Consider the following 24,437-nt stretch of genomic DNA (forward strand, 5'->3'; position numbering starts at 1 on the left):
TCTCACCGAACCCTGGTGAGCATGAGCACTCGCGCGCCCAGCAGCAGCGACACGCCGGCCCCGGACAGAAAGACGCTGCCCGGCCCGAGCAGATCGAAGAGGAGCCCGAAACCGAGCGGCAGCACGAACGAGCCGATGGAGTTCGCGTAGTTCGTCGCGGTCAGCCGGAGCGCGGTGCCGCCGTCGCCGCCGGAGGTTGCCAGGATGTTCGTCGAACCGATCCCCATGCTGATCGCCAGACCCTGCAGCACCGACCCGGCGAGCACACCGGCGAGGGTGCCTCCCCCGATGCCCACCACGAGCAGGCCGGCGACCGCGCACGCGCCGGACAGCAGGACGACCCCACGCAGGCCGAGAACCGCAGCCACCGCGTGAAACCATGGCCCGGTCAGCACCGAGGTCAGGTCCCGGCAGAGCAGCAGGATGAGCAGCCAGCCGGCCAGCTCGCCGGTGGGCACGTCCAGCGTGAGCGGATAGAAGGCGTTGCCGAGGATGACCAGGGTGTTGAGGTTGAGGTTGAGCAGTGACGAGGCCCGCAGGGCCGGGTCCCGGCGCAGCATGCGGAGCGACTCCCGGTAACTCGCCCGAGCCGGGACGGCGACCCCGGCATCACGGTCGGCGCGGCCGTGGACTCCCCTGGCCAGCCACGCGAAGGCCAGCGCCAGCGCCGCCATCAGCAGGAAGCCGGCCGACCAGCCTTCCGAGAGCACGAGGAGCGCGGTGAGCAGCGCGGCCAGCGCGGACGCGAGCCGCTGTGCCGCGCCGTTGAATCCCTGGGTCCGGTACGGATCCCCGGACCGCGCCACGACACCGAGCGTGGTGATCACGGTGATGCCCCGGGCCAGCCCGTACCCGAGGATGGGCAGCGACCAGAGCCAGACCGGCCCGCCCGCCGCCGGCACCGCGAGCAGCGCGGCGGTGGCCGCCACCGCGAGCCCGCCCGCGACCAGGACCCTGCCCCGGCCCCGGCTGTCACCGAGGGCCGCGGCCGGGGGCGCCACGAGGAGTCCGGCGCCCTGGGAAACGGCGATGAACACGCCGACCAGCAGGCCCGACGACACGCCGGCGGCCTTCATGGCCGTCGGTAACAGGGTCTGGAACATGGCCTCGGTCGTGAACAGGAGCACGACCATGGACAGCGCCCGCACCATCGGGCCCGCCCCGCCGGGCCGCGTGGGAGCGGCCCGGCGGGGAGAGTCGCCGGTCACCGGAGGCCCAAAGCTGTCCTCACAGCGTCTCGCCGAAGTAGGCGGTCGTCGGGAGCTGCCATTCGTAGCCCCGCGCCGTCTGCACGTACTCGGGCCACGGCAGTTCGACGGGGGGCGCGAAGTCCTTCGGCAGCAGCGGCTCCAGGTAGCCGGTGGGGGCGGCTTCCCGGTTGCGCTTGAACTCCTCCTTGGCCCGGCGGAGGAGGTCGGCGTCCTCGATGAGCCGCAGCGCGGTGGCGGCGATCACGCCGCCGGCGTAGCTCCAGGTCGGGTCGATCGCGGCGGACAGGCCGTTGAGCGCGTTGTTCGCCCAGTGGTTCATGTCGTCCCCGCACGCGTTCAGCAGCGGCTTGGCGGTGAAGAACCGGACGGTCGGCGCGTGCCAGCTGAACTCGGTGTAGTCGTCGGCCCCGGTGCAGTCCTGCCAGGGCGGCAGGGTGGCCCGGGTGACCGCGTCCTGCTCCCGGGGCGGCACCACCCGCCCGATGTGCGGCTGGAAGGGGTTGCCGCTCGGCTCCAGGCCCAGCGCGGTTTCGAGCTCCCTGCCGAACTCGTACGCCTCGGCGCCGAACTCGGCGGGGCCGAGCTCCGCCAGGTTGGCGTAGGTGGCCTCGGACATCACGTGGTTCTTGAGACCCGGCCGGGTCCGGGTCACCCACCGCAGCGACACCTGGCAGTTGGTCAGCCCGGCGACGTGCCTGGCGTTCCGCTTGAGCACCTCCAGGATCTGTTCCTGGATTCCGAGCGCCGGTGAGCGCCAGCTGAACTGGATCTGGGTGATGCGCGGCGGCAGGTTGTCCGCCGTGGCGTTGGCCGACCCGAGGATGGCCTCGTTCAGCGACCACAGCCCGGTACGCGGGAACATGTTCTCCTTGGCGTACTTGGTCGCGGTGAGCATGAGGCCGAGGGCGTCGATCGCGCCGGGTGAGCGCACCACGTTGTGCGCGCCCAGCCCGGTCCCGGCCAGGGTCTCCCCGCTGACCCAGGGCTGGACCGGCTCCGCCGACTGCGCCTCGAAGCACTGGAAGATGACCACGACCGACCAGTAGAGACAGTTCTGGATGTCCCACAGCGCGGTGTTCTCCACCAGCGGGTGGTAGCTGATCGCCGCGTCGAGCACGTCGTAGTAGCCCTTGGCCGCGTGCACCGCCTTGGAGCCGCACACCTTCTCGGCGGGTTCGCCGAAGAAGTGGATCTGCCCGGTGCCGCCGGTGCGCTCGATCGCGCGCTTGGTGGCGAGGGCGCCGGCCAGCGCGCCGACGCCCAGCGCGCTGTGCGCGTCGGTGAAACCGGGCGCCCACGGATGGAAGCCGGGGCGGGGCTGGCGGTACGGCACGGTGTCCTGGGAGTATCCGGGCGAGGCGTCGTATTCGGCGTACATGCCGATCGCCGGGCCCGCGTCGCCCCAGCGGGCGTGGAAGGCCGTCGGCATGTCGCCCGATCCCTCCTCGACCTCGAATCCCTCGGCGCGGAGCAGCTCGACGTACGCTTTGGCTGAGCGGTATTCGCGCCACGCGGGCTCGGCGTATGACCAGATGCGCCGGTGGAAGTCCGACAGGTCCCGACGCGCCTTGTCGACTTCCTCGACTCCGCCGCGCTGCAGATCACTCAGTCCCACTGATGTCCTTCTTTCGATGGCAAGGCTCCGCCGATGATTCACGGCGGGCTGATTTCTTGGTTACCGGTCCGCGGGGATCGCCACTCCCGCCGCTTCCTGCCAGGTCAGGATGACTTTGTCGCCGACCTCGCAGGGCGGCGGTGCCGCGCTGTCGCAGCGGACGATGAGCTCCGCGCCGGTGGCGGCGGTGACGATGATCTTGTGGGAGTCCCCGGCGTACACGCATGCGGTGACCTCGCCCGGCATGAACGATCCCCCGGCCGGGGCGTCGGGGCCGGCCGGTCCGATCCGCACGGCGGACGGGCGGACCGCCACGATGACCTCCGGCCCGTCATCGGAGGCCCCGGGCGGGACGACGACCCGCCCGTGCGGAAGGTCGAGCACGCGCAGCCCGTCCTCGACGCGTACGGGACCGCGGAACATGTTGGACTCACCCAGGAACTTGGCCACGATCTCGCTGTTGGGGCGTGTGTACAGGTCGGCCGGCGTGCCGTACTGCACGAGGCGGCCCTCGGCCAGCAGCGCGATCCGGTCGCTCATGGTGAGCGCCTCCTCCTGGTCGTGGGTCACGTTGACGACCGTGAGCCCGAGTTCGTGGCTGAGCCGCCGGATCTCCAGTTGCATCGCCTCGCGCAGCCTGCGGTCCAGCGCGCCGAGCGGCTCGTCCATGAGCAGCAGCCGGGGCTTGCCCACGATGGCCCGGGCCAGGGCGACCCGCTGCTGCTGGCCGCCCGACAGCTCGCGGGGCAGCCTGCGCCCGAACTCGCCGAGGTGGACCGCCTCCAGGGCCTCCTGGACCAGCGCGGGCCTGGCCCGGCGCGGCACCTTCCGCATCTCCAGGGGAAACGCGACGTTCTTGGCGACTGACATGTGCGGAAAGAGCGCGTAGTTCTGGAAGACCATGCCGATGTGCCGGTGGTGCACCGGCACCCGGGAGATGTCCTCCCCGTCCAGCACCACCCGCCCGGAGGTCGCCTCGACGAACCCGGCGATGATGCGCAGCAGCGTCGTCTTACCCGAGCCGGAGGCGCCGAGCAGGGTGACGAACTGGCCAGCCGCGATGTCCAGCGACACCCCCTCGACGGCGGCGGTGTCCGCGTACCGCTTCACTATGTGTTCAAGGCGGACGCTCGCTCCCGGTGCGGACGCGTCCACGCGGCCGGTGGCGAACTTCGGGAGCGCCTTGGTTTCGATCATTGCTGCCTCCACAGACTCCGGAGCTTCCGGCGAAGGACCGGCCCCAGCAGGATGAGCCCCGCCATCACCAGCGAGACGGCGGTGACCAGGGTCGCCACCGCCGAGATGGAGGGCTCGATGCCCGAGCGCACCTGTCCCCACATGACGACCGGCAGCGTCCGGAATTCGGGTGTGTTCAGGAACAGCGCGATGACGACCTCGTCCCACGAGGAGACGAAGGCCAGCACTCCGCCGACGAGGGCCGCCGGCGCGATCAGCGGGACGGTGATCCGTACCAGGGCTCTGGTCTGGCTCGCCCCGCACGCCCGGGCCGCCTCCTCGACGTGCCGGTCCACGCCTTTGAGCGCGGCCAGGACGTTGACGAAGACGAACGGCAGCCCGAGTACGGCGTGCGCGACGGCCAGCCCGGCCACCCCGCCGGAGATGCCGATCGTCACGTAGACGAGGTAGAAGCCGATACCGGCGACGACCAGCGGGACCATCATCGGCAGCACCGCCAGAGCCGTGACCAGCCCGGGCGGAATGCCCCGGCCCCGTCCCGCGGCGAAGGCCAGCGAACTCCCGGCCAGCATGGCGATCACCGCGGCCAGCAGGCCGACCTGGAGGCTGTTGGCGAACGCGTCCAGCCATTCGGGGTCGGCGAAGACCTCCTCGAACCAGCGCAACGACAGGCCGTTGGGCGGGAAGACCACCATGGTGCCCGAGGTGAAGGACGTCGCGACGACGATCAGGGTGGGCGTGACGAACAGGAGCGCTATCAGGCACGCGAACAGCCGGACTCCGATGCCCGCCTTCATTTCCCGCGCCCTTCACCGATGCCGAGAATCCGTCCCAGGCCGACGAAGCGCGCGGCGATGCCGAGGACGACCAGCACCACCGCGAACAGCAGGACGGCCATGGCCGCGCCGACCCCGGGTTTGAGGAACTCCTCGACCTGCAGCACGATCGCCTGGCCGATGTAGATGTTCTGGGCCCCGCCCAGCATCTGCGGCGTGATGTAGAAACCCAGGGCGAGCACGAAGACGAGCACGCTCCCCGCCACCGCTCCGGGCAACGACAGCGGCCAGGTCACCCGCCAGAACGCCTGCCAGGGGCGAGCGCCCATCCCCCGGGCCGCACGCTCCAGGTCCGGGTCGATGGCACGCAGTTGTGCGTACAGGGCAAGCACGGAGTACGGGAGGAGGATGTGCACCATTCCGACGTACACCGCGAACTTCGTCCTGATCATGTGGATCGGTTCGTCGACGACGCCGAGCCACTCCATCAGCGCCTGGTTCACCACGCCGGTGTCGTTCAGCAGGATCTGCCAGGAGTAGGTCCGCACCAGCAGGCTCGTCCAGAAGGCCAGCATGAGCGCGACCATGAGCGTGGTGCGCAGGATCCGGCCGGAGCGCGCCATCACGTAGGCGTACGGGTAGCCGAGCAGCAGGCACAGCCCGGTGACCACCAGCGCCATCTGGACCGTGTTCCCGACCGACTGGCGGTAGATCCCGCTGTCGAAGATCGCCGAATAGTTCGCCGGGGAGGGGTCGGTCAGGCTCTTGACGACGATGACCAGGACCGGCACGCCGAACGCGAGGATCACGAAGATCAGACCTGGCAGGCCCACCGCGCTCCAGTAGTCGGACCAGGCGAGCCGCGCCAGCGGCGACCGGCGGCGCGCGGCCGGGGGCAGTCCGGTGGTCGCGCTCACCGTTCGCCCTCTGTCCTGGGGCCCCGGTGACCGCCGGATCCGGCGGTCACCGGGACGCCGGGCCCGGTCAGGACGACAGCCACAGCGAGGTCCGCTCGATGGTCTGCTCGCGGTTGGCGGTCCACCAGCCGGGGTCGGGCACGATGGGGGCGTCGGCGCCGTCCAGCACGTGGCCGGTCGGCGCGCCGGCCGCGTACTTTCCGGTCGCGGCGGCCTTGGGATTGGCCGGGCCGTAGGGGATGTAGTCGGTGAGCCTGCCGTTGTTGGCGTTGGCCGCGATGTACGCGATGAGTTTCATCGCGTTGTCCTTGTTGGGCGCGCCCTTGGGCACGAACAGGTAGTCGCAGTAATAGATCTGCTGCGACCAGATATTGTCGATCGGCCGGCCCTCGTTCTTGGCGATTTCGACCCGGCCGTTGTAGCAGTTGCCCATGACCGCCTCGCCGGACGAGACGAGATTGATGCATTCCGACGCGTCCTTGAAGACGATGAAATCCTGCTTGACGGGTTCGATCAGCTTCAGCGCCTTTTCGACGTCGAGCGGGTAGAGCTGGTCGCGCGGCGTGCCGCCGGCCAGCAGCGCGGCCTCGAGGATGCCCTGCATTCCGTTGCCGCCGTCGATGGCCCGCTTGCCGGGGAACTTCTTCGTGTCGAAGTAGTCGGCGAAACTGGTCGGCGGCGTCGGGAACTTCTCGGTGTTGTAGGCGAGCACGATCGAGAAGACGAAGAACGGAACGCCCTGCTTCTTGAGCTCGAACGGCCCGCCCGCGAACTCGTCGCAGGCCACGACCGCGCAGTCGATGTCCTCCAGCCGCGGATTGTCGTCCAGACCGAAATCCACGCCACCTTGCGCGATGTCCCAGGTGACCTTCTTGGCGTCCACCATCTGGTGGACCTTGGCGTAGGTGACCGGGTCGTCCTGGACCACCTTGACGCCGTTCGCCGCGGCGAACGGCTCCAGCCACGCCTGGCTGATGGCCTGCTGGCCCGAACCGCCGTATCCGGCGTAGGTGACGCTGCCCTTGCCGTCCGAGGCGGCACCGCCGCCGCCACAGGCTGTCGCGGTGAGAGTGACCACGAGCGCGGGCACTCCCCACACGAGACGTGCTATTTTCACTTTCTTTCCCTTCACGCATTCAAGGATGACGACGTATCGGCCTCCCGAATGCCGGAGCAGTTCGGGGGGATGGACTCCGGCAGCGAGCCCCGAGCAACCGGAATATGATTTCTCCTAGGGTTCCCCTATGAAACTCATGACGTGTTTCACGCGCGTGTAGTCATCAAATCCGTAGGCCGAGAGGTCCTTTCCGTACCCGGATTTCTTGAAACCGCCGTGCGGCATCTCCGAGACCATGGTCATGTGGCTGTTGACCCACACGGCCCCGAAGTCCAGCCCGGCCGTGGTCCGCAGCGCGCGGGCGTGGTCACGGGTCCACACGCTGGCCGCCAGGCCGTACGGGGTGTCGTTGGCCAGCCGGACGGCCTCGTCCTCGGAGTCGAACCGCTGCACGGTGATCACCGGGCCGAACACCTCTTCCAGCACGATCTCGTCGTCCTGGCGCAGGCCGCAGACCACGGTCGGGGCGAAGAAGTATCCGGCTCCGTCCAGTCGGCGACCGCCGGTGGTGACGCGCGCGTGCCCGGGCAGCCTGTCGACCAGGCCCGCCACCCGGGCCAGCTGCCCGGGATTGTTGAGCGGCCCGAACGCTGCCCCCGGGTCGGCTGGCGGCCCCGGGCGCAGGGCGGCCGCGGCGGCGGTGAGCGCCTCGGCGAACGCGTCGTGCACGTCGCCGTGCACCAGCACCCGGGCCGCGGCCGTGCAGTCCTGGCCCGCGTTGGCGTATCCGGCCTGCGCGATCAGCCGGGCGGCCCGTTCGAGGTCGGCGTCGGCGAAGACCAGGACCGGCGCGTTGCCGCCGAGCTCCAGGTGAAGCCGTTTGAGCCCGGGCGCCGCCGCCTGAGCCACCTCCACGCCGGCCCGTACCGAGCCGGTGACCGAAACCAGCTGCGGGATGGGGTGGGCGACCAACTGGCGACCGGTCTCACGGTCACCGCAGACCAGGTTGAACACGCCGGGAGGCAGGATCTCCGCGGCGAGTCCGGCCAGCAGGGCCGAGCTCACCGGGGTGGTGTCGCCGGGCTTGAGCACCACGGTGTTACCGGCCGCCAGCGCGGGAGCGATCTTCCACGCGGCCATCAGCAGCGGATAGTTCCAGGGCGTCACCTGGGCGCAGACCCCGACGGGCTCGCGGCGGATCATGGACGTGTGGCCGGCCGTGTACTCACCCGCCGATCGGCCTTCCAGCAGCCGGGCCGCGCCCGCGTAGAAGCGCAGCACATCGACGACCGCGGCGACCTCCTCGCGCACCGCCGAGAACGGCTTGCCGGTGTTACGGACCTCGGCCTCCGTCAGCTCGGCGGAGTGGTTCCCGACCGCGTCCGCGAGCCTCAACAGCCGATCCTGCCGCTCGGCGGGTGTGGTGCGCCGCCAGGTCGCGAACGCCTGGTCCGCCGCGCGGCAGGCCGCGTCGACATCCGCGCCCAGTGAACACGGTGCGGCTGCGACGACCTCCTCGGTGGCGGGGTCCACGATGTCGCTGGTGCGCCCGTCGGCGGCGGGGCAGGCACGTCCGCCGATCAGGTTCAGGACGGTCATGCGCCGACCTCACAGACGATCAGCGTCGGCCGGTCCGCGCCCAGGGCCGCGGCCGCCTGCTTGGCGGCCTCGGTCTCGTCGGCCGCCCGGACTCCGTGCGCGCCCATCGACTCGGCCAGCCGCACGAAGTCCGGGCGGGTGAGGTCGACGGCGTACGGAGTGATGGAGCGGTCGATCATGTCCTGCCGGATCTCGCCGAACCCGTGATTGTCCAGGACGACGACCGGCAGCGCGAGGCCGAGTTCGGCCGCGGTGACCAGCTCTTGCACACTGAACATCAGGGCGCCGTCGCCGATGAGCGCCAGCACCGGACGGTCGCGATCGGCCAGTTTGGCGCCGATCGCGGCCGGCAGGCCGTACCCGAGTGTGGAGAAACCGATCGGCGCCAGGTACCGCCGCGGCGCGGCGAACGGCCAGAACGGGGCGGTGCCGAGGTAGGAGACCTGCGAGCTGTCACCGGTCACGATCACATCGGCGGGCAGCTCCGCGCGGAGCGCCTCCTGGATCGCCCGCCAGCGGCCCCCCGACTCCATCGCCCGGGTCAGGCAGTTCGCCCGGGCGCTCTGGGCCCGTCGCGCGCCTCCCGAGGTGTTCGAGGCCGCCGTCGTGGTCAGGCCCGCCAGCAGTGCCCGCAGGGCCAGCCGGGCATCGGCGTGGATCGGCAGCGTGGCCCGGAGGTTCCGGTGGAGTTGCCCGGGATCCAGGTCCACGCGAATGACCTGGGCCGCGGGGGTCAGGCTGCCCCGGGGGATCTCCGCGTCGCCGAACTCGCTGCCGACCACCAGCAGCACGTCGGCCGCCTCGACCAGGCTCTTCACCCCGGGATTGCCGATGAACGCGCCGACCGCCAGCGGGTGTTCCTCGTCGAGGACGCCCTTCCCGCCGATCGTGGTCACGACGGGGGCATCCAGTCGCTCGGCCAGGGCACGCAGGGCCGCGGCGGCCGCCACCGCACCTCCACCGGCGACGATCAGCGGGGCGGACGCGGCGCCGAGCAGGGCGACCGCCGCGTCGACGGCCTCCGGCGCGGCGGCGGCCGGGCAGGCCGACGGCCAGACGGGAGGGATCTGTCCGGACCAGGGCGTCTCCAGCACGTCGAGCGGCACCTCGATGTGCACGGGACGAGGCCGCTCCACCGCCCACCGGGAGAAGGTCTCGTGGATGGCGTCCACGGCTTGCTCGGGAGTGCCGGGACGGAGGCTGCGGGTCACCGCGGCGTCGACGGCGGCCCGCTGGTCCTTCATCTCGTGCAGCCATCCGAAACCCGAACGCTCCAACCCGGTGGGAACTCCGGGCGACAGCACGAGCATCGGCACGGAGTCGGCATACGCCGTGGCGGCGGCGGTCATGACGTTCATGACGCCGGGGCCGCTGGTGGCGACGACGACGCCGGGCCTGCCGGTGGATCGGGCGTATCCGTCGGCGGCGTACCCCGCGCCCTGCTCGTGCCGGGTGACCACGTGATCGATCGAGCAGGCGGCCATCCCCCGGTAGAACTCCAGGTTGTGCGTGCCGGGGATGCCGAAGGCCAGGGTCACACCGTTGGCCCGCAGCGCGTCGGTCACGGCCGTTCCGGTCGTTCGCGTGCTTTCCGCCATACCTCGTTCCTCTCGTAAGGGCTCATGCCAGCGGCCAGGGAAGATCCCCTCAGCCGGGGTGCGGAGGCCGGAACACGAGCTGGTTGGTAACCCAGACTCGGTCTCGCGCTTCCGCCCCCTCACGGGATGGCAGGCAGAGCACCTACCGAGCGCTATATTCACCGTTTCCGGGGTATTGGCTCGGCTATTTTTGGATTATGGCCTCTACACCCCGTGAAATCAACACCTAGCCGATACCAGGCGAGTGTTTGTGTTCACGCATAGCGACCAACGCCGGTGAAGGTGGACGCCACATCAAGAACCCGGCAATCAAGACACCATGGCCCATAGAACTCACATAGCACCAGTCCTGGACAGGCACCTGGTACGCAAGCGTTGGCTCGCAGCGCCTAGCGGACGGCCGCCGTTCTGTCGATCCCCCCGATATGGGTGGCGAGGTCAGCACGTTCGGGGGAATCGCGGACGGCGGGTGACGCGCGAATCTGAGCCCATGCTCGCTTCCAGGACCATGAGGACCGTGCTCGCCGTGGCCGCCGTGCTGGCAGGACTGGCTGGCTGAGGCGATGCCGATCCCGCCACCCCACAATCGGGCGACCGGGCACGCACACAGGTATTTCTCCCCCGTTCACGGGGCGGGCGCGAGTGTAACCCTTCTCCCAGCTATCCGGGCCGCCACCAGGAAGACGCCCGGAGAACGCGGTGAGACACAGAGGAGTCAGGCCATGACCGAGCAACTCGATGCGCGCCCCGCCGCGACGGCGGGGTCCGGCACCCAGCTGAGCGGAAAGCTCTCCACCTTCGATATCGTCACCATGGTCCTGGCCTACGCGGGTCCGCTGGCGATGGTCGGGCTGTTCATGTCGTTCGCCATCGGCTTCGGTGTCGGACCGGCGACTCCCCTGGTTTTCGCGCTCGTGGCGGCCGGGCTGTTCGTGTTCGCGGTCGGGTACGTCGCGATGAGCCGCCATCTCCCCCGACCCGGCGCTCTCTATACCTATGTCACCGCCGGACTCGGCCGCCCGGCCGGCCTGTCCGCGGCGTTCCTCGCCATTCTCACGTACTGCCTGCTCGGCGTCGGCTATCACGCCGGTCTGGCGATCGTGCTGAAGGTCCTCATCGCGGAATACGGCGGCCCCGCGGTCCCCTGGCAGGTCCTCGCCATCGGCTCGCTGGTGCTGACCGCCGCGCTGGGGCATTTCCGGATCACGCTGTCCGCCAGGATCCTCAGCACGCTGATGGTGATCGAGGTGATCGCGATCCTGATCTGGGACACCGCCGTCTTCCTGCAGGGCGGCCCCGAGGGCAGGCCGCTGGACTCCTTCGCGCTGGCCGGTCTGAGCGACGGCTCGCTCTCGCTCGGCGTGGCATTCGCCGCGATCGGTTTCATCGGCTTCGAGTCAACGGCGGTCTTCCGCAACGAGATGCGGGATCCGGACCGGACGATTCCCCGATCCACCTATTTCGCGATCGGCACCATCGGCCTCTTCTACGTCCTCGCGTCCTGGGCGGCGGTCGTCGCGTACGGCCCTGGCTCGGTGACCGGGGCCGCCCAGCAGAACCCGGACGAGTTCTTCACCGCCTCGGTCCAGACGTATCTGGGCTCCGTCGCCGTCCACGTGGTGTCGGTGATGCTGGTCATGAGCTATCTCGCCGGTGTCATCTCCGAGCAGAGCATCCTGTCGAGATACTTCCACGCGCTCGGCGCGGACGGCGTGCTGAAGCGCACGGTCGGGCGCGTGCACGCACGGCACGGGTCCCCCTACATCGCCAACATCCTCACCACCGTGGTCCTGTTCGCGCTGTTCCTGCCGTGGGCGTCCACCGACGAACCGACCACGCCCGCCTCCGTGCTGGGGGCCGCGGGGCTGCTGACGCTCATGGTGGTGCTGACGCTCGCCAGCGCCGCGGTGTTCGTCTACTTCCGCCGGAGCGACACGCCGGCCGGCGGCCTCTGGCGGACCGCCGTCGCGCCCCTGGCCGCGGCGGCCCTGCTCGCGACGGTCACGGTGCTCGGCGTGCGCAACTTCCCCCTGCTGAGCGGCAGTTCCGGCACCCTGCCGGGGATCTTGCTCGCGGTGGCCGTGGTGACGGCTGTTCTCGGCGTGGTCGTCGCGCTCGCGTACCGCCGGCGACGCCCGGACGTCTACCGCCGGATGGGCCGCCGGGAGGCTTGACCGTCACCAGATCCGCCACCCTACACTTGCCCAAATTGGACAAGTGCTCACCAAACGGTCGTTTCGCCGTAGATCAGGAGGTGGCGAGCCAGTGGGTTCACCGCCGAGTCGTTTGCTCCCCGCCGACCTGACCCCCTTCATCGGGCGCCGCGAGGAGGCCGCCGACGTCCGGCGCCTGCTCGAGTCGAGCCGGCTGCTGACGTTGACCGGTCCCGGCGGCATCGGCAAGACCCGCCTCGCCCTGCACACGGCGCGCACGAAGCACCGGGCGTTCCCCGGCGGGGTCTGGTCCGTCGACCTCAGCACGCTGACGGACCCGAGCCTGCTCCCGCAAACGGTGTCGGCGGCGATGGGCCTTCCGGACGTGTCCTCCACGTCGCGGACGGAGGCGCTGATCGACTACCTGTCCGACCGGCAGGGGCTGCTGCTCCTGGACAACTGCGAGCATCTGGTCGACAGTTGCGCTCAGCTCGCCCGGGCCCTGCTCCGGGCGTCCGAGAGCCTGCGGATCCTCACCACCAGCCGGCAGCCGCTCGGCGTGGAGGGTGAGCAGATCTTCCAGGTCCCGCCGTTCACGGTGCCGCTGGAGACCTCGGCCGTGGCGCCGGCCGAGGCTCTGCTGCGCTACGAGTCGGTCAGCCTGTTCGTCAGCCGGGCACAGGCGGTCTTCCCGGGTTTCCGGCTGGACGCCGGGAACGGCCCGCTGGTCGCCCGCCTGTGCCGCGATCTTGAGGGGATTCCCCTCGCCATCGAACTGGCCGCGGTCCGCATGCGCTCGCTGTCCGTGGAGGAGATCGTCGCTCGTCTCGATGACCGGTTTCAGCTGCTGACCATCGGGCACCGGGGCCGGGAGACCCGGCAGACGTCGCTCACGGCGATGGTCGAGTGGAGCTATGACCTGCTGGATCCGCTCGACCGTACGTTGTGGACGAGGCTGACCGTCTTCACCGGCGGCTTCGACCTCGCGGCGGCAGAAGCGGTGTGCTGTGACGGCGAGCTGCCGGCGGAGTCGCTGCTGGATCGCCTGCACAACCTCGTCGAGAGATCGATCGTGATCCGGGATGACCGCCGCTACCGCATGCTCGAGACGTTGCGGCAGTTCGGCCGGGCCCGCCTGGCCGGGTCGGGCGAGCTGGAGGCGACCAGGGCGCGGCACCGCGACTGGTGCCGCGCGCTCGCCGCGCGGGCGACGACGGGGTGGGCGGAGTCGGAGCAACGGCACTGGAGCCGGCGGCTGGAGGCGGAGCGGCACAACATCCGGGCGGCGATCGAGTACTGCCTGACGACTCCTGAGGAGGCCATCAAGGGTCTGTATCTCGCCGCGGACCTGTGGCCGTTCTGGCTGGTGCACGCGGTGAGCGAGGGCAGACGCCATGTGGAGCGACTGCTGGCCGCGCTGCCGAGGGGCGCGGAGGCGGACGCGGCCAAGGTCCGGGGGCTGTGGCTGGCGGGGTGGCTGGCGTTCTATCAGGGGGACATCGCGGCCGCCCACCGCCACGGCGACGAGAGCGCCGCGCTGGCCGAGCGGCTCGGCGATGACCTCAGCCGGGCGTACGCGACCTATGTCCGGGGGCTGGCCGCCGCCTGCGACCACGACTACCCGGGGGCGAAGGCCCTGCTGAGCGCGGCGCGGGAGCATTACGACCGGGCGGGCGACCGGCCGGGGCACTGGCTCGTCACCGCGGACCTGGCCGGCGTGCTGGGTGTGCTGGGCGAGATCGACGCGGGCGTGGCGCTGTGCGGTCCGGCGATCGAGCAGTGCGCCGGCCGGGGCGCGCGCTGGAACCAGTCGTATCTCCAGTGGATCCTCGCCGATCTCAGGCGCCTGCAGGGAGACCTCGATGAGGCGACCCGCCTGCTCAAGGAGATCCTGGAGATCAACCGCGACTTCGACGACCCCACCGTCATCGGCGCGTGCCTGGAGTCGCTGTCCTGGGTGGCGAGCGGGCGGGAGGACGCGGACTCGGCGGCCTGGCTGCTCGGCGCCGCCCACGCGACCTGGGGCAAGGCGGGAATCTCGCTCTTGCAGTACGCCGCGTGGGGGGAGGCGCACGCGGACGCCTGCGCGTACGCGCGTGCGTCGCTGGGCGAGGCGGCGTTCGACGAGACGTACCAGCGGGGCGAGCACATGACGCCCGCGACCGCGATCGACCACGTCCTCAAGAAGAAGGCGTCGCCTCACGATTCGCCCGCCAGGACCCACATCGACGAGCTCACGCCCCGGGAACTCGAGATCGCGAAGCTGGTCAGCGAGGGTCTGACGAACAAGCGGATCGCGCAACGCCTGGTCATCGCGCAGCGTACGGCCGAGGGTCACGTCGAGCGGATTCTGCGCAAGCTGGGATGTACCTCCCGGGCGCAGGTGGCGGCCTGGTGGATCTCACACTCGGGCGGTCCCGGAACCCGGTCGGCCGCGGGCTAGGACAGTCGCGCGACGCCACCGGCGTCGTACTGCAGTTCCCCGCCGACCACGGTGGCGCCCACCGAGAGGGAGGCCAGCCGATCGGGAGAGACCCGGAGCAAATCGTCGGACAGCACCGTGAAGTCGGCGAACTTTCCTGGCGACAGGCTGCCTTTGACCCTCTCCTCGTGCGCCGCGAACGCGGAGCCGATCGTGAAGGCCCGCAGTGCCTCCCGTGCGGTCAGCCGCTCGCCCGCGCCCAGGACCTGTCCGCCGGAGGTCGTGCGGTTGACCAGGTCGTGGATCCCGAGCAGGGGCTCGCCGCGGACCACCGGGCAGTCGCTGCTGCCGGGGAGATCGAGGCCGGCGTCGAGGAAGGTCCGGCCGCGGTAACACCAGTCGGCGCGCGGCGAGCCCAGCGCGCGGATCATGCCGTCGCCCAGTTCGCTGACGAAGCGTCCCTGGGGGACGGGGATCACGCCCAGCCTCGCGAGCCGCGGCAGCTGGTCGGGCCGGGTCACCGCGCAGTGCTCGATGCGGTGCCGCGGATCGGGCCGGGGGTGCAGCCGCCGGGCACGCTCGTAGGCGTCCAGGACCAGGTCGATCGCGGCGTCTCCGATCGCGTGCGCCGCCACCTGCCAGCCGAACTCGTGCGCCCGGACGATCCGGTCGATGACGACATCGCGCTCCTCGCGGAGAAAGCCGGACTCCGCGTCCGCGTACGGCTCCGACATGCTGGCGGTCCGGCCGACGAGCGATCCGTCGACCACGAACTTGACCGACGAGACCTTCAGCCACTCGTCACCGAACCCGCTCGCCAAGCCGAGGTCCAATCCGAACCACGGCCGGTCGCCCTCGTACGGGGTGATCTCGTGCAGCAGTTCCGCGACCGGCATGACGTTGGTCCGCACCCGCAGCAACCCGCGTTCCCGCGCCCGCGCGAAAGCGGCCAGATCGGCACAGTTGTTCCCGAGCATCCCGGCAGTGCCGATGCCCGGCTCGGTCACGGACGTGATGCCGGACGCGACCGCCTCCTCGGCGGCCCGGCCGATCGCGGTGACGAAGTGCTCGGCCGACGCCGGGCCGACGGTCTCGGCGGCGAGCTCGGCCGCCCGCTCGGTCAGCAGGCCCGTGTCCGTGTCGATCGTTCCGCCGGCGACCGACCCGATGCCCATCCGTTCCAGGGCCACGGAGTTGACCACGCACATGTGCCCGGAGCAGTGCTGGAGCCAGACCGGCCGGCCGCCGCCGGCCTCGTCGAGCCGCGCCCGGCGCGGGTGCGCGCCGAGTTTGTTCTGGTCGTAACCGGCGCCGATCACCCAGGCCCCGGCCGGCAGGGTCGCCGCGTGCTCGGCGACCCTGCGGTAGAGCTCGTCCAGGTCGCGCACCGTGTCGGCACGGAGGTCGAGTTGCAGCAACCGCATGCCGTACGCGCTGAGGTGGTAGTGAGCGTCGTTGAAACCGGGCACGACGGGCGCGCCGCCCAGGTCCACGAGCTGGGCGGCGCTCACCCCGTCGAGATCCTCGTCAAGACCGACGACACGTCCCGCCAGCACACCGAGGCGCCGGGCCGTGGGCCGGGAGCCGTCGAGGGTGGTGATGCGGGCGTTGGTGTAGATCGCGTCTATCCGCACGGGCTGTCCTTCAGGAAGCGTGGTGGCGCCGGGCGAGCTCGCTGACGCCCCCGTACCGGCTGCGGTAGAACACCAGCGGCTTGAGCGGCCGCGGATTCAGCGACAGCTCCGCCAGCGATCCCACCACGATGACGTGGTCGCCGGCATCGTGCACGGCGGCCATGTCGCAGGCGATCCACGCCAGCGCGTGACTCAGGTACGGCAACGACGACGACCCCCGGTGCCACCGCAGGCCACCGAACTTGTCACCGCCGCTCGCGGCGAACCGGCTGCTGACGTCCTGCTGATCCTCCGCCAGCACGTTCACGCAGAACCGCGCGCCCCCGGCGATGCGCGGCCAGGACGTCGACGTCTTCGCGACGCAGAAGCCGACCAGGGGCGGCTCCAGCGACACCGAGAAGAACGAGCCGCAGGCGAAGCCGTGCGGCGCGCCGTCGTCGTCCGTGCCGGTGATCACGACGACGCCGGTCGGGACGTGACCGAGGACCGCACGGAAGCGCTGCGCGTCCACGCTTCGCATCAGCCGCTCGCGAGGCGCTTGGCGAGGAAATCACCGACCCGGGCCAGCGCCTCCTGGCCCTCCGGCAGATCCGGCCCGAAGGCGTGCCAGTCGTGGATCAGCTCCGGGTAGACGTCGAGGACGACCTCGACGCCGGCTTCCTCGGCCCGCTTGGCGAACACCACCGAGTCCTGGTGCGTGAGGTCTCTCGTACCCGTCTGCAGCAGGACCGGGGGCAGGCCGGTGAGGTCGGCGAACAGCGCGTTGTGCGCGGGGTCGTCGGCCGCGGCGCCGGCCAGGTAGGTGGCGGCGAGCCAGCGAAGGTAGGCGACGGTGAGCATCGGGTCGTCGCTCTCCCGCTCGTCGGGCATGTCCGGGCGGAAGCTGATGTCGATCCACGGCGAGAACGCCACCACGGCGGCGGGCGCGGGCAGCCCGGCGGCGGCGATCCTGGCCGCGAGCAGCAACGCCAGGCCGCCGCCGCCCGAGTCTCCGGCCAACGCGGTCCTGGCCGGGTCGGCGCCCCGGGCGAGCAGCCATCGGTAGGCGGTCAGGGAGTCGTCGAGGGCGGCGGGGGCGGTCGCCTCCGGTGCGCGCCGGTAGTCGACGACGGCCACCCGGGCCTTGGTCGCCGCCGAGATGCGGCTGGCGAACTCGCGGTAGGCCTCGGCGGAACCCAGCACGAAGCCGCCGCCGTGGACGAACAGAACATGGCGCTCCGGGTCCGCACCGGGAGCCGTGACGAGATCGACCCTGATCCCGTCCGCGGATTCGGTGGAAACAGTGGTCCCTTCGACCGGCGTGAAAGCGAGAAGGTTCTGGTCATAGCCTTCTCTCAGCTCCGCCAGGGTGGGGTCGGCGGGAGCCTGCGCGTTCAGCAGATAGTGCACGATCGCTTCGTGCTGAGGGCTGGGCATGGCGATGTCTCCTTCGGCTACCAGCTCGCGGTGCCCTCGGCACCGTCGGCCATGCGGTGGACGTACCAGCGGTGGAAGGCCCAGACGGGCAGCTCACGCTGGTTGTACGGCCCCGGCTCGTAATCACCGGAGTTCATCGACTCCTGCACCGGCCGGGTGCACACCGCGTCCTCCCCTTGCACGAGGTCGGCGAAGTCCTCCTGGGCCTTCTTGAACTTCTCGTAGTTCGGCGACGCCTTGGCTTCCCGGTTCGTCACGTATGCCCAGGTGAACGTCGAGTCCTGCGGGCCGTGCGGGAGGGTGATGTAGGTCTGCAGGCCATCCGGTGTCTGGTTCATGATGAGATTCGGATACACGGCCCAGAACACGAACTTCTCCGACGCCCAGGACGGCAGGCCGGGCAGGGCCGGGACGACGGCGTCCTCGGCGAACAGGTCCCCGGCCGCGAGGTTGAACGGAAGGTGGATCTCCGCGTAGTTGCGGCCGTCCCCCGGCGCGCCGTAGCTGATGTGCGTCGGCAGCGGATCCTCCAGCGACGCGCGATGGGTGCCGAGAATGTGGTAGCTCTCGATGCCGTTCTCGAACATGATCTTCCAGTTCCAGTCGCACGAGTACGGCCGCTCGTACACCAGCTCAAGGTCCCCGGCGTGCCACGGCTCCAGGATCGAGCCGAGCTGAGCCAGCTGCTCGTGCAGGTCGGGCGGGTCCTCCCGGAAATTGACGAAGACGATGCCCTGCCAGATGGCCGTGTGCACTTCGGGAAGCTTGATGCCGCAGTCCTTCAGCTCGGGCATCTCGGGCGCGTGGATGAGCGCGCCCGACAGGTCGTACGCCCACCGGTGGTACCCGCACTGGAAACTCTTCTTGTTGCCCTGGCCGAGCGCGACCTGCATGCCGCGGTGCCGGCAGACATTGCTATAGCAGCGGATCTCTCCCGCGGCGTCGCGTACGAACAGCAGCGGCTTTCCGGTCAGCTCGACGGCGAGGTAATCGCCGGGATTGGGCAGCTTGGCCGCGTGGAAGACCGCAACCCATTCACGGCGGAAGATGTGCTCCATCTCCGCGTCGTAGATCTCCTGGTCGTGGTAGATCCGGCCGGGCAGGCATCGGGCCTGGTCGAGAGGTTGGATCGTCGCCGCGATCTCGGCTTCGGTCAGCAGCTCAGACGGCATCGGTGGCCTCCGTGTGCCAGCTCTTCAGCTCGGGGAGGACCCGCTCGGCGAACAGGCGCATGCTGCTGCGCGCCTGCTCGAAGTCGATGTCGCCGAAGTTCACGGCCACGCCGAGTTCGAAATCCCCGAGCAGTTCCCGCCGCTTGGCCAGCTGGTCGATGATGCGGGCGGGATCTCCCCAGAGATTGGCGCTCAGATAACCTTCGAAGGATTCCTCTTCCGAGGTCCCGCGCATGGCTTCGGCCATGCTCGCGTAATGGGCGTACGAGCCGAGCGTCTCCTTGAAGTGATCGCTCAGCAGCTCGTAATGGCTCAGGACTGAGACGAAATAGTTGCGGGCGTGCACCCGGGCAAGCTCCTCGCCCCGCCGGTCGTCGCGATGACAGACCATGACGTCTCCGGTGACCAGCGGGGGCGCCGTCGTGCCGTGGTGCGCGGTGAAGTTCGCGCGGTACTGGTTGACCTCGTCGACCGCGTACTCCCACGGGGCGGCGGCGAACTTCATCGCGCCGAGGCCCAGCCGCGCCGCCATGTCGATCGAGGTCGGCGACGTGCCCACCATGTACGACCGATCGCGGAACGACCGGAACGGCCGCGGCCGGATCTCGACGCGCGGCTGGACGTAATGCGGGCCGTCCCCCTGGATGAATCCGGTCTCGAGCGCATCAAGCACCATCGCCGCGGCCTCATCGAACCGATCACGCGACTCGGCCATGCTCTGCCGGAACGCGTCGAACTCGACGCGAGCCAGGCCGCGCCCCAGCCCCAGCACCACCCGCCCGTCACTGAGGTGGTCCAGCATCACCGCCTTCTCCGCCACGCGGACGGGGTCGTTCCAGGGAAGGATGAAGGCGGCCGGAAACAGCTCTATCGTGCTCGTCTTGGCTGCGACATAGCTCAGGAATTGGGCATTGTCCGGGCAGAACGCATAATCGGTGAAATGGTGCTCCACCGCCATCACCCGGTCAAAGCCCATGGCTTCCGCGTCGAGCGCCAGCCGCAGCTCCCTCTTGTAGATCTGGACGTCGTCCGCGGCCCTGTTGCCCGTGAACATGCACAGCAGATTCACCCGCATCTGATCTCCCCTTCCGTGGCTCGGGGCACCCGTCCATGCCCGACTACGAGAAGGCTGGCAGCGACACCCCAGGTCAAGTAACGGGAGGAATCCCCGACAGGTACCTGAATCGAGCGCGCGGAGTTACGGCTAGATCAATAGCAGGGTGAGCGTCTCGGCCACGCAGGCCGGCTTCTCCGCACCCTCGATTTCCAGGACACACGTGAGGCCGAGCCGGAGGCCGCCCCTGGTCTCGGAGACCGACCTCAGCGTCACGACGGCGCGGACCCTCGATCCGGCGATCACCGGCTGCGGGAAGCGCACCTTGTCGAGGCCGTAGTTGACTCGGCGGGATGCGCCTTCGAGGGTGCATGCCTGCCGTACCAGCATGGGCAGCAGGGACAGGGTGAGATAGCCGTGCGCGATGGTGGCTCCGTAGGGTCCGCCGGCCGCTCGGGCGGTGTCTACGTGGATCCACTGGTGATCACCGGTTGCCTCGGCGAATCGGTCGATGCGCTCCTGGTCCACCAGGAGCCACTCGCTCGTCCCGAGCTCGGCCCCGACCAGGTCGGCCAGCCCGTCGATGGCGTATGTCGTCACGATAGATCCTCCTTCAGTACGTGCTCAGCGGCCGGTGAACACCGCGATCCGCTTCTCGGCGAAGGCGGCGATGCCCTCGGCGTGGTCCTGGGTGGCCCGGGTGACCGCCTGCGAGTACGCCTCGAGCTCGATGACGTCCTCGAAGCCGAGATGCGTCGACTGGTCGAGCATGCGCTTGGTGAGGGCGAGGGCGACGGTGGCTCCCCGGGCGAGCTCCCGCGCGCGGGCCCTGGCACGCTCGATCACGTCGCCGTCCGGCACCGCTTCGGCGATGAGGCCCATCGCCAGCGCCTCGGCGCCGGTGAACCGCCTGCCGCTGAACAGGAGCTCCTTCGCGCGAGCCATGCCGACGAGCCGCGGCAGGACGTAGGTGATGCCGCAGTCCGGGGTCAGGCCCCGGTGCACGTAGCCGAACGACATCGGAGCGGACTCACCGGCGACGACGACGTCACAGGCCAGCGCGAGGCTCAGCCCCGCCCCGTGCGCGTGCCCGTGCACGGCCGCCACCACCGGCTTGGAGAGGCGGGCCAGCGGGAGGAAGACCTGGTTGAGGAGCTTGTGCTGCCGGGCCCGCGCCTCCTCCGGGGAACGCTTCGGATCCATCTCCGAGAGGTCTCCGCCCGCGCAGAAAGCCCGGCCCTCCCCCGTGACCAGCACGGCGCGCACCTTGTCGTCGTACGCGACCTGCCCGAGCACCTCCCCCAGCCGCTCCTTCAGCTCCAGGTTGAGCGAGTTGAGCGCCTGGGGCCGCGCCAGGGTCAGCTCGAGCAGGCCGTCCGCCAGGGACACGGTCAGGACGCCGCCGGACCCGATCACGACGGCTCCCCCGGGATGAGCTCGAAGTAGTCGATGTCGGCGAGGCTGCCGGTGCGCCGGTCGCTCCAGACCGCGCGCACCCGGCTGCCGGGAGCGACGGCGGTCCTCGCCTCCGCGGGATCGATCCCGCCGACCATGTGGATCAGCCGCGTCGACGTGCCGTCGAGAACCAGCTCGGCGTACACGTACGGCGGCTTCAGCCGCTGGCCGATGAACTCGATGTGCACCACGGAGCAGGCCTGCACGACGCCGACCGCCTCGACGTCCACCCACTCCGCAGTGGGGGCGAAACAGACGTCGCACCTGGCCCGCGGAGGAAGCAGCGTCCGGCGGCACTGCGAGCACTTCACCCCCCGGAGCCTGCGGTCGGTCCGCACGGCGTCGAAGAGCGTGCCGTAGTAGTGGCCGTAGGAGTGCTGATAGTCGAGCGTCATGGTGTACTCGACCTGCTCGAACGGCTGGGCGAGCCCGTCGGGCGCGATGCGTGGCTTGAAGCCGGGCCCGTCACCCGCCGGTCCGAACCCGGCCAGGTCGAGGACCGAGCCGGTGGGCTCGTCCGCCCAGACGGCGGCCACCCGCGCGCCGATCGTGAGGTCGGCCTCCGCGAAACCGACGATGCGGTGCAGGAAGGGGACATCCGCGCCGTCCACCAGCACCAGGCCCAGCACACCTTGCGCCGTGACGGTGAAGGCCTCCAGCCGCCCCGCCGGGGCGAGCTCGACGAAGCCCTCGGCCGGCTCTCCGGTCGAGCCGTCGAAGTCCTGCGCCGGCACCAGGATCCTGTCCCCATGGCGCGACCCGATGAGGCGCCGCCTGCCGAGCTCGGCCAGGAAGACGCCGGTCGCCTCGCCCGGAGTCAGCGTGTAGGGCATCTGGATCCGGGTGGCCATTGTGGTCATCATCGTCACCTCATCTTTTCTCGGAGCTCACCACGGCGACGCCGCGGAGGTTGGCCCAGCCGCCGCCCGCCTGCACGAGCGCGAGCGAGGCGCCGGGCACCTGGTGCCGGCCGGCCTTGCCCGTCACCTGCATCGCCGCCTCGGCCAGCCGGATCAGCGCGGTGGCGCCGATCGGGTTGGCGCCCATGCAGCCGCCCGACGGGTTGACCGGAAGCGAGCCGCCCATGGCGGTCTCGCCGGAGGCCACCAGGTCGGCGGCCCCTCCAGCTGGGCACAGGCCCAGACCCTCGTAGTAGCTGAGCTCGAAGCAGGTGTACGGCTCCTGCAACTCGGCCACGTCGAACTGCCGGAACGGGTTGGTGATGCCCGCGTCCCGGTACACCCGGGCGGCCGCGATCTGCAGCGGCTCCGACTGGAGCATCGAGCGATCCGCGCCGTTGTCGGCCTCGCTGTAGTACGCCATCCCGTTGATCCACGCCGGGGTGTCCGTGATCGCGAGGGCGTCCTCGTCCGCGGCGAGGATGACCGCGCAGGCCCCGTCCGAGATCGGTGGCACGTCGAGCACCTTGATCGGCCAGCACAGCGGCCGGGAGGCCAGCACCTCCTCGACCGTGACCTCCTTCCTGACGTGCGCCTTGGGGTTGGCCAGCGCGTGGCGGCGGTTCTTCACCGCGACCATCGCCGCCGCCTCCTGGGTGTGGCCGAGCCGGTCCATCCGGGCCCGCCAGTACGCCGCGGAGAAGCCCATGATCCCGACGGCGAACTCCCGCCCCCAGAACGGGTCGTAGAGGGTCGAGATGGAGGCCTGCAGGGCCCCTTCCGAGAGCTTGTCGTAGGCCACGACGAGGACCCGGCGGGCGGCGCCTCCCTTGATCTGGTTCACCGCGGCCAGCGCGCCGGCCAGGCCGGTGCCCCCGCCGCTGGTCACCCGGACGACCGGCTTGAACCGGGCGCCCAGCGCGTCGACCAGCCACTTCTCTGGCTGGTTGACCGCGCCGAACATGGCGGGCCCGCTCGCGACGACGACGCTGTCGATGTCGTCCATGGTCAGTCCCGCGTCCTGGAGCGCCTCGACGACGGCCTCCCTGGCGAGCCCCGCCTGGCTGACGTCGGTCCGCCGGCGCGCGTGGGCGGTCTGGCCGGTTCCGACAATCGCGATGCTCATGCAGCCACCTCCATCGTGACCACGCAGTGGTTCTGCATGGCGAATCCGCCGGTGCCGTGGACGAGCGCGGTCCTCGCCTCGCCTGCCGCGAACCCGCTCCTGCCCGCCAGCCGGGCGGCCGCCTCGTGGAACCGGGCGAGGCCGGTGGCCATGATCGGGTCGGCGGGCAGCGCGCCGCCCGACGGGTTCACGGCGGTGGCGCCCCCGCCGTCGTACAGGTCGAGCGCCTTGTGCCGGGGTGCGAGGCCGAGGGCCTCCAGCACCATGAGCTCCCCCACCGTGGAGGTGGCCGAGACCTCGGCGATGTCGAAGGCGGTCGCCCGCGCCGTCCCCAGCGCCATCCGCGCCGCGGCCGCGCACGCGGGGAGCGCGTCGGCCTCCCGGGCGGCGAGGAAGTGCTGGTCGATCGCCGAGCCGTGGCCGGTCAGCCGTACCGGCCGGGTGGTGATCTGGTCGGCGACGTCGGCGGCGGCCAGGAGCACCGCCACGGCGCCGTCGACCGGGCGGGCGAAGTCCGAGCCGTGCAGCGGGCTGGCCACCCGCTCGTGCCAGAAGGGCTCGGCCGAGGGCACCTCGTCGAGGTCGACGTTCGGGTTCCGCACGGCCGCCTCCCACGCGTGCCGCGCGACCACCTCGAGGTCCTTCGGCTTCAGGCCGGCCGCGGTGAGGTAGCGATGGGCGTACAGGCCCGCCGCGGAGAGGTGGTCGAGTCCCACCGGCCGCTGGGTGAAGGGCTCGAGCAGGGTGCACCAGAACGAGCGCGCGTCGAGCTCGGACGGCTTCGCGTACGCCACGACCAGCCCGACCGAGGCCGAGCCGGAAGCGATCTTGTTCATCGCGTAGGAGAGCGCCCAGAGGCCGTCCTCCTCGACTCGGGACTCCTCCTTGTGGTGCGCGCCCATGGCGCCGAGAAAGCCGCAGTTGGAGATGCTGCGACCGTCGAGGAAGTCGCTGCCTGAGTCGATCACGAAGTCGACGTCGTCGATCCTGAGTCCGGTGCCCTTCAGGACACCGGTGACGGCTTCGGAGATCAGGTCGACATGCTGGCGGTCCGCCCACGACGGCTTGAACAGGGTCTGCGCGCTGTTCACCACCGCGACGGGCCGGGGTGCGTAACTCATGAGGGGGTTAGACCT

20 protein-coding genes are annotated in these 24,437 nt (G+C 70.4%); 2 read left to right on the plus strand and 18 right to left on the minus strand.

Going from position 1 to position 24,437, the window contains the following annotated elements:
• Nucleotides 1-2 precede the first annotated feature (2 nt).
• From Amac_RS03820 to Amac_RS03855, 8 genes are all read right to left on the minus strand, one after another.
• Nucleotides 3-1,208, minus strand: coding sequence for an MFS transporter (locus Amac_RS03820; protein ID WP_155352891.1), 1,206 nt, complete (start codon nt 1,206-1,208; stop codon nt 3-5).
• 19 nt (nt 1,209-1,227) lie between these two features.
• Nucleotides 1,228-2,826, minus strand: a complete 1,599-nt coding sequence (locus tag Amac_RS03825) for a zinc-binding metallopeptidase family protein (RefSeq protein WP_218040865.1) — start codon at nt 2,824-2,826, stop codon at nt 1,228-1,230.
• Nucleotides 2,827-2,886: 60 nt separating this feature from the next.
• Nucleotides 2,887-4,023, minus strand: a complete 1,137-nt coding sequence (locus Amac_RS03830; protein WP_155352892.1) for an ABC transporter ATP-binding protein — start codon at nt 4,021-4,023, stop codon at nt 2,887-2,889.
• The gene (locus Amac_RS03835) at nt 4,020-4,820 is read right to left on the minus strand and encodes an ABC transporter permease (protein ID WP_155352893.1); all 801 of its coding nucleotides are present in this window, start codon (nt 4,818-4,820) and stop codon (nt 4,020-4,022) included. Before Amac_RS03835 ends, Amac_RS03830 begins: the two co-directional genes overlap by 4 nt.
• Nucleotides 4,817-5,716 carry an ABC transporter permease gene (locus Amac_RS03840; protein ID WP_155352894.1) on the minus strand — a complete coding sequence of 300 codons (900 nt, stop codon included), beginning with the start codon at nt 5,714-5,716 and terminating at the stop codon, nt 4,817-4,819. Before Amac_RS03840 ends, Amac_RS03835 begins: the two co-directional genes overlap by 4 nt.
• 67 nt (nt 5,717-5,783) lie before the next feature.
• Nucleotides 5,784-6,833, minus strand: a complete 1,050-nt coding sequence (locus tag Amac_RS03845; RefSeq protein WP_170322299.1) for an extracellular solute-binding protein — start codon at nt 6,831-6,833, stop codon at nt 5,784-5,786.
• A 114-nt stretch (nt 6,834-6,947) separates the two neighbouring features.
• Nucleotides 6,948-8,372 (minus strand): gamma-aminobutyraldehyde dehydrogenase, encoded by a 1,425-nt coding sequence (locus Amac_RS03850; RefSeq protein ID WP_155352896.1) that lies wholly within the window; start codon nt 8,370-8,372, stop codon nt 6,948-6,950.
• The gene (locus Amac_RS03855; protein WP_155352897.1) at nt 8,369-9,970 is read right to left on the minus strand and encodes a thiamine pyrophosphate-binding protein; all 1,602 of its coding nucleotides are present in this window, start codon (nt 9,968-9,970) and stop codon (nt 8,369-8,371) included. Before Amac_RS03855 ends, Amac_RS03850 begins: the two co-directional genes overlap by 4 nt.
• 722 nt (nt 9,971-10,692) lie before the next feature.
• Here Amac_RS03855 and Amac_RS03860 point away from each other — a divergent pair.
• Nucleotides 10,693-12,144: an APC family permease gene (locus tag Amac_RS03860; protein ID WP_170322300.1), complete on the plus strand. Its 1,452-nt coding sequence runs from the start codon at nt 10,693-10,695 to the stop codon at nt 12,142-12,144.
• Between the two features lie 91 nt (nt 12,145-12,235).
• Nucleotides 12,236-14,566 (plus strand): ATP-binding protein, encoded by a 2,331-nt coding sequence (locus Amac_RS03865; protein ID WP_155352899.1) that lies wholly within the window; start codon nt 12,236-12,238, stop codon nt 14,564-14,566.
• Here Amac_RS03865 and Amac_RS03870 read toward each other — a convergent pair.
• From Amac_RS03870 to Amac_RS03915, 10 genes are all read right to left on the minus strand, one after another.
• Nucleotides 14,563-16,179, minus strand: coding sequence for an amidohydrolase (locus tag Amac_RS03870; RefSeq protein WP_155352900.1), 1,617 nt, complete (start codon nt 16,177-16,179; stop codon nt 14,563-14,565). The two genes, Amac_RS03865 and Amac_RS03870, sit on opposite strands and share 4 nt — an antisense overlap.
• A 10-nt stretch (nt 16,180-16,189) precedes the next feature.
• The gene (locus Amac_RS03875; RefSeq protein ID WP_155352901.1) at nt 16,190-16,699 is read right to left on the minus strand and encodes a flavin reductase family protein; all 510 of its coding nucleotides are present in this window, start codon (nt 16,697-16,699) and stop codon (nt 16,190-16,192) included.
• The gene (locus Amac_RS03880) at nt 16,699-17,595 is read right to left on the minus strand and encodes an alpha/beta hydrolase fold domain-containing protein (protein ID WP_155352902.1); all 897 of its coding nucleotides are present in this window, start codon (nt 17,593-17,595) and stop codon (nt 16,699-16,701) included. Before Amac_RS03880 ends, Amac_RS03875 begins: the two co-directional genes overlap by 1 nt.
• Nucleotides 17,596-17,612: 17 nt before the next feature.
• Nucleotides 17,613-18,767, minus strand: coding sequence for an aromatic ring-hydroxylating oxygenase subunit alpha (locus tag Amac_RS03885; protein WP_155352903.1), 1,155 nt, complete (start codon nt 18,765-18,767; stop codon nt 17,613-17,615).
• Nucleotides 18,757-19,842 (minus strand): LLM class flavin-dependent oxidoreductase, encoded by a 1,086-nt coding sequence (locus Amac_RS03890; RefSeq protein WP_155352904.1) that lies wholly within the window; start codon nt 19,840-19,842, stop codon nt 18,757-18,759. Before Amac_RS03890 ends, Amac_RS03885 begins: the two co-directional genes overlap by 11 nt.
• 129 nt (nt 19,843-19,971) lie before the next feature.
• Nucleotides 19,972-20,421, minus strand: coding sequence for a MaoC family dehydratase (locus Amac_RS03895; protein ID WP_218040866.1), 450 nt, complete (start codon nt 20,419-20,421; stop codon nt 19,972-19,974).
• Between the two features lie 24 nt (nt 20,422-20,445).
• Nucleotides 20,446-21,237 (minus strand): enoyl-CoA hydratase/isomerase family protein, encoded by a 792-nt coding sequence (locus Amac_RS03900; RefSeq protein WP_170322301.1) that lies wholly within the window; start codon nt 21,235-21,237, stop codon nt 20,446-20,448.
• Nucleotides 21,234-22,139 (minus strand): Zn-ribbon domain-containing OB-fold protein, encoded by a 906-nt coding sequence (locus tag Amac_RS03905; RefSeq protein WP_155352907.1) that lies wholly within the window; start codon nt 22,137-22,139, stop codon nt 21,234-21,236. The genes Amac_RS03900 and Amac_RS03905 overlap by 4 nt, the downstream gene beginning before the upstream one ends.
• 7 nt (nt 22,140-22,146) lie before the next feature.
• Nucleotides 22,147-23,301 carry a thiolase C-terminal domain-containing protein gene (locus Amac_RS03910; RefSeq protein ID WP_155352908.1) on the minus strand — a complete coding sequence of 385 codons (1,155 nt, stop codon included), beginning with the start codon at nt 23,299-23,301 and terminating at the stop codon, nt 22,147-22,149.
• Entirely contained in the window at nt 23,298-24,422 is a 1,125-nt protein-coding gene (locus Amac_RS03915) for a thiolase C-terminal domain-containing protein (RefSeq protein WP_155352909.1), read from the minus strand. Before Amac_RS03915 ends, Amac_RS03910 begins: the two co-directional genes overlap by 4 nt.
• Nucleotides 24,423-24,437 lie beyond the last annotated feature (15 nt).

The organism is Acrocarpospora macrocephala, assembly GCF_009687865.1.
In the GTDB taxonomy this organism is placed as follows: Bacteria; Actinomycetota; Actinomycetes; order Streptosporangiales; family Streptosporangiaceae; genus Acrocarpospora; species Acrocarpospora macrocephala.

Coding starts and splice junctions, on each gene's coding strand:
- Amac_RS03830 (WP_155352892.1), bottom strand. CDS start 4,023: ATGATCGAAACCAAGGCGCTCCCGAAGTTCGCCACCGGCCGCGTGGAC.
- Amac_RS03835 (WP_155352893.1), bottom strand. CDS start 4,820: ATGAAGGCGGGCATCGGAGTCCGGCTGTTCGCGTGCCTGATAGCGCTC.
- Amac_RS03850 (WP_155352896.1), bottom strand. CDS start 8,372: ATGACCGTCCTGAACCTGATCGGCGGACGTGCCTGCCCCGCCGCCGAC.
- Amac_RS03855 (WP_155352897.1), bottom strand. CDS start 9,970: ATGGCGGAAAGCACGCGAACGACCGGAACGGCCGTGACCGACGCGCTG.
- Amac_RS03860 (WP_170322300.1), top strand. CDS start 10,693: ATGACCGAGCAACTCGATGCGCGCCCCGCCGCGACGGCGGGGTCCGGC.
- Amac_RS03875 (WP_155352901.1), bottom strand. CDS start 16,699: ATGCGAAGCGTGGACGCGCAGCGCTTCCGTGCGGTCCTCGGTCACGTC.
- Amac_RS03880 (WP_155352902.1), bottom strand. CDS start 17,595: ATGCCCAGCCCTCAGCACGAAGCGATCGTGCACTATCTGCTGAACGCG.
- Amac_RS03885 (WP_155352903.1), bottom strand. CDS start 18,767: ATGCCGTCTGAGCTGCTGACCGAAGCCGAGATCGCGGCGACGATCCAA.
- Amac_RS03890 (WP_155352904.1), bottom strand. CDS start 19,842: ATGCGGGTGAATCTGCTGTGCATGTTCACGGGCAACAGGGCCGCGGAC.
- Amac_RS03905 (WP_155352907.1), bottom strand. CDS start 22,139: ATGATGACCACAATGGCCACCCGGATCCAGATGCCCTACACGCTGACT.
- Amac_RS03910 (WP_155352908.1), bottom strand. CDS start 23,301: ATGAGCATCGCGATTGTCGGAACCGGCCAGACCGCCCACGCGCGCCGG.
- Amac_RS03915 (WP_155352909.1), bottom strand. CDS start 24,422: ATGAGTTACGCACCCCGGCCCGTCGCGGTGGTGAACAGCGCGCAGACC.